The organism is uncultured Methanobrevibacter sp., from assembly GCF_902771435.1.
In the GTDB taxonomy this organism is placed as follows: Archaea; Methanobacteriota; Methanobacteria; order Methanobacteriales; family Methanobacteriaceae; genus Methanocatella.
This window is the reverse complement of record NZ_CACXXB010000069.1, coordinates 1-5,085: the sequence shown is the minus strand read 5'-3', so window position 1 is coordinate 5,085 and position 5,085 is coordinate 1. Positions and strand designations below refer to the sequence as shown.

Genomic DNA, 5,085 nt, shown 5'->3' with positions numbered 1-5,085 from the left:
TCGATGTTGTTCTTATCTTTCAAGAGTGGATCATTGTCTTCAGCTACTGGATCTTCTATTATGAATGCATCGACATCAAATTTTGATGACTGCTCAACAGTGATGCCGCCAAAACCTGTTGTGTCAATCACGACATCTCCGGAATAGATCAAATCAAGATTTGAAGAAAAATCAACGCTATTTTTGAGCTTTCCTCCCACATCTGTATAAAGCAAGCCTTCCAAATGAGGATAGATATCAATCAATAATATGTTTTCATATTTTTCGCTTAATTTTTTAACAATTCCTACGCCTGTAAAATATGTCCCAATAACAATTATTTTTGTATCTGCGCAAAGATTCAAACTTTCAATATAGCTGAAAACAGCTTCAGACTTTTTTGAAATGATTTCATTAAAGATATCAATTAATTTGGTTTCAGATTTGATTGTAAGTACTTCAGATGTAATTCCAGTATCGATATCCATGTTTTAACCTTCAATTTTTTTAAAACCGATTTTTTCAAGAGCTTCAGATGCCTCTTCATAAACTGCTTCTTCTATTGTTTTTTTATGAATCACGTGTGATGGGGAGGTTCCGGCAGTTAGTATTCTTCCCTTGTTGTCTATAAAAATAAGCAGTGATCCGGAACCCGGAATTCCCAGGCGGCCTCTGGCTATTATCAAATCGGCATCACTTTGGTCTAGTGCCATATATGCCTTTGCCAGGGCAGGAATTCTGCTGGTGTCAGCGGTATTTGTGTCAATCTGAAGCATTTCAGCTTGAGGTTTAAAACTTCAACCTTTATTCCGTTTTTATTAGGAATGCATATCTTTTCAGCATTTTTCATGTAATCCTGAATTTCTTTGATTTCATCAAGAGTATCTCCAAACCTGCGGTCATCTCTTGACTCTTCAAATGCATTTCTTATCATCTTTTCAAATGCCATATTATCATATTTTAAAAAAAGTGATTAAATAGTTTGAGGTATTAAATCCAGTTTTTCAATGACATTGACGACTTCATTATAATTTCCATATTCCGGAGAGCCTACCCCTTTAACTTCGTGAGGGTAATTGTCGGCTATTACGGTTGCCAGGTTATTTGCACCTGCCTTGAGTGAAAATTCCACATTTTTAGGACCGACGGTCGGTGTCGGCATTGTAATTGTGATTTCAGGATACATTATTCTGGTGATTGCAACCATTTTCAGCTGCTCTTTCAATGGGAATGCAGGATGATTTTCCATTGGTGTGCCTTCATATGGATTGAATCCCATTATTGGAATTTCTTCCAAGGTTTTGAAGTTGGATAAGTAACGCAGGTGTTTTATTCTGTCTTCCTTAGTTTCACCAAGACCTAAAAGCAGTCCTGAAGACAATCCCACACCCGCTTCGCTTACTCTTTTGCAGGTTAATATTCTTTGATCCAGTGAGTCTCCAGGTTTTCTTTGATAGAATACGTCCTCATTAATGGTTTCCAGGTTGCAGCAGATTGTATCTGCACCAAGTTCAGCCAATTCCTGTACGGACTTTTCAGTCAAATCCCCACCGACATTTACAAGAATCTCCAAATCTGATTGTCCTTTTACTATTCTGCATGCATTAACTGCTTGCTTTCCTTTGTATCCGTATCCTCCAGAACAGCTTACGCGGGGAATGTGTGCCTGTTGAATGGATTTTACAGCTTTCAGTATTTCATCATTGGATTTATAAAATGCGTTATAGTATCCTTTTTCGGAAGTCTCTTCTGCAAATCCACAATACTCACATCTAGGTTGGATTTGGCATTTGTTGGTAAGATGGACGGTGGATGTTAATTTGATTACTTTTGATTGATTGTCTCTTATATCGCAAGCTATCTTGAACAACTTTTCCAAATCCTCATCGTTCTCGATGTCCAACAATTCTAAAAATTCCTCATCGCTTAATTCTTGTCCTTGTTTTGCTTTATTTAAGATTTCATCAATCAATTTAACACCCAATTTTAATTTTTTTATCTTTAATAATCATTAACTTATTTTTTAATGGCTATTTTTCACAGCAATTAAAAAATAAGTTAAAGAATTGTTGATAAGAATCAACAATTATAACTTATTTGCATTTATTTGTCTTTACCTAAGTAATCGAGTACGGTAGGTACGATTTCTGCTAAGGAACCGAAGTTCATTGAGTCAGCAGTACCTAATAATGCAGCTGGGTTTAAAGCATCGTCCATTTTGTCGATACCTTCATCTTGCATTAATGCGGTTACTTGGGTTAAAGCTTCGTTAGCCATCATTTGTGCAAATCCGGCAGGAGCACCTAAAATTTGAGTAACAGTGTCTCTGTAAGCTAAAATACCTGCGTAGGTAATAGCAGTTACTGCGGAACACATGTCACATACAGGACCAACCATGTTTGCTGGTAATGTGAATGCAGATCCTCTTGCTTTTTGACCTAATTCCATTAAGGTGTCAATGGAAGCTTGGTCAGCGAAACCTTCAGCAATGTATACTTGTCCTTTCATTTCAGGTACAGCACCTGGGTGGTAGGAAGCTACGTTTACGTTGGTTCCTAAGTCTTCGAAGATTTTGTTTAATCCGGTGGTTGGGATGGTACATGCGTGAGTTACAATTGCACCTTCTTTGATGTCATCTGCGAAGTTTTTGATGATGTCAGGTTGCATACCGCCTTCTGGTAACCAGGTCATTACCCAGTCAGCGTCAGCTACAGCTTCAGAGTCATCGTTAATACATTTCATTCCTAAATCTTCTGGGTGAGTAAAGTGAATAGCTCCTTTTGCTGGTTTTGGTACAGTTTCTGCTAATTCGTTAACTTTTGCTCTGATTGCAGGCATTACATCTTCTGGGTTTCCTGCTTTGTGTGCTGCAATTACTTCTGCGTAATCAAAATCATCTACTACAACGAAATCTCCATCAAATACAGGGTCGGATACGACTACTTCGTCTACACCTGCTAATTCTAATAATTCTGCACCCATTTCGATGGTTGAGTGAGTCATTGAAATGTTTTCTTTTCCGGTTGCTTCTGCAACTTCACAAGCTCTTGAGAAGTTGGTAATTCCACTTGCAGCGTGTGTTCTGTAACATCCTGCACCTAAAATTGCTACTTTCATTTTTTTGTCTCCTTTTTTATCGTTTTCGAATCTTTCTTTTAATTTAGAAAGAATCATTTTTTTGTCTCCTTATTTATTGAACTTTTATAATAGCTTGAACTATTCTAAAAGTTTTACTGCATGGATTCAATGAGCGAGACTCATTAAGTAATACAAATTATGGTAGTTTTATTCCATGCAGTAATAAGTTATATTTAAATAATAGTACTATTTAAAACTTGTTATTACTCTTTTTTTAGTATTATTTTTTTAGTATATATTTATTTCTAGTAATACTGGTATTACTATTTCTTTATTATTATATGCTTTTGTAATACTTTTTATTTTATTATATGAAGAATTTTAAATCTATTTTAGGTATGCCTAAATCGAAAGATATTTATTAAGGATTTCACTGAAAATATTATTAGATAAAGCAATTTTGGAGTAAAATTTCATGTATGACTTAATAAGAAAAGCGGTTTTTGATGATGAAGCCGCAATTCAAATTTCAAAAATGGACAAGGATGTGACATCAGTTGTTGATGCAATTTCAGAACTTTCCCTGGATGAGGCAATGAAATTGGGGATGCAGTTTAAAAGATTTCCATTAGGCTGTGACCTGACTGAAGTTGTTGCAGGAACATGTGCATCCGATTTGGAGATAATGGATTTGCTTGGCAACTGTCGCTTATCAGATATGATAGGTGCTCCAATTCATATCTGTGCATATGCATTTTCTGATATCGGAGAAAAATTCGGAATGACCGGTCTTGAAGTGATGCAAAAGGTCCATGAAATAGTTGACGTTCCTCTTGATTTGGATCACTTTGGAGAAAATGGTGCAATGAGGCTTCCGAAAAATATCAGTGGCTGTGGCGGTGAATGTTATAATAAGGGTCCCGCATTCACCGAATGTCCTAGAGAAAGGATTCACGAACGTTTGATTGATAAGGAAATGGAACAGAAAGATGATAAGGAGGAATGGATTAAGTTATCATCATCCGTTGCAGTAAACGTTACTTCTGAACAGACTGGAGACGGTCATGCAGCCCCTTTAAGGGAAGCTGAAGACATTGCACAGCTGGCCAAAAAATATGGCAGAGGTTTGGAATCCATAATGTTTGTTGGTGACGGTTATGATGAGGTCATAACAGGATTTGAAAAATCCATTGAAATCGGTGCAGATGTCATTGTGGTTGAAGGAGGTCCGTTCAACAGGTGTGAAAACACTACAGAAAGCTTTGCAAAAACAATTGCGGCTGCAAGGATATTGTCTCCTGGAAAAGTAGTGGCCACCAATGGAGCTTATGAACATGAGGTTCGTGCGGGGTTGCGTTCAGGCTTGAACATGGTTATTACAGGTTTTCCAAAAAATCATCACGGATACATGTGCGGCTATGAGCCCGGAACTGCCAGAAGAGGAAAATTCGGACTTCCAAGGATTATCCAAATAATCAATGAGGAATTTCCAAACAGGGGGCTTCCGGTTCAAAAGCATGATTTGCTGTCATTAGCTACTGCAGTTAAAATCGCAGGTCCGGATTATGTATATCCAAGAAAAATAGGTTCATATCATGTTGGCGATGCGCATTGGGCAACATTGGTCAATTCAAGGATGTATCAGAATATTGAACTAAAGCATACTCTGGAAGATATTGTTAATCTGGCTGAAGGAAATACTATTGCGCTTCACGGCGGAAGATTCATATCCTGGGTGATTGCCAATGAACTTGATAGGCATGTTGATGAAATTATAATTTCCGATGTTGACGAATGGGTATTGAAAAACACCGTTGATAATCTGCAGGACGCATTGAATGCAACTGTCATTTCCGAAAAAGACGATAGGGTTGCGGCTAAAGATGCAGACTTTTCAATTGCTTCATCAACAATGATTCCAGTTAAGGAAAACGTTCTCAAAAAAGTGCCAAACGCTTTAACTATTGTTTAGCTCATTTTGGCATTTTCTTCTATTTTCATTATTTTTTGTAATAATTATTTTTTATT

At 37.0% G+C, this 5,085-nt stretch carries 4 protein-coding genes and 1 pseudogene; 1 reads left to right on the top strand and 4 read right to left on the bottom strand.

What is annotated here, in order from left to right; genetic code table 11:
* The 4 genes and pseudogenes from QZU83_RS10250 to hmd form a co-directional block, all read right to left on the bottom strand.
* A partial coding sequence (locus tag QZU83_RS10250) for an SAM-dependent methyltransferase HcgC family protein (protein WP_295611894.1) occupies positions 1-467 on the bottom strand: 467 nt, incomplete at its 3' end.
* A gap of 3 nt (positions 468-470) precedes the next feature.
* Positions 471-928: pseudogene (locus QZU83_RS10245) on the bottom strand (FeGP cofactor biosynthesis guanylyltransferase HcgB family protein).
* 24 nt (positions 929-952) lie between these two features.
* Positions 953-1,951, bottom strand: a complete 999-nt coding sequence (gene hmdB / locus QZU83_RS10240) for a 5,10-methenyltetrahydromethanopterin hydrogenase cofactor biosynthesis protein HmdB (RefSeq protein ID WP_295611893.1) — start codon at positions 1,949-1,951, stop codon at positions 953-955.
* Positions 1,952-2,082: 131 nt separating this feature from the next.
* Positions 2,083-3,096: a 5,10-methenyltetrahydromethanopterin hydrogenase gene (gene hmd, locus QZU83_RS10235; protein ID WP_292607778.1), complete on the bottom strand. Its 1,014-nt coding sequence runs from the start codon at positions 3,094-3,096 to the stop codon at positions 2,083-2,085.
* A 436-nt stretch (positions 3,097-3,532) separates the two neighbouring features.
* Between hmd and hmdC the strand changes: the two genes are divergently transcribed.
* Positions 3,533-5,029 (top strand): 5,10-methenyltetrahydromethanopterin hydrogenase cofactor biosynthesis protein HmdC, encoded by a 1,497-nt coding sequence (gene hmdC, locus QZU83_RS10230; protein WP_295611892.1) that lies wholly within the window; start codon positions 3,533-3,535, stop codon positions 5,027-5,029.
* Positions 5,030-5,085 lie beyond the last annotated feature (56 nt).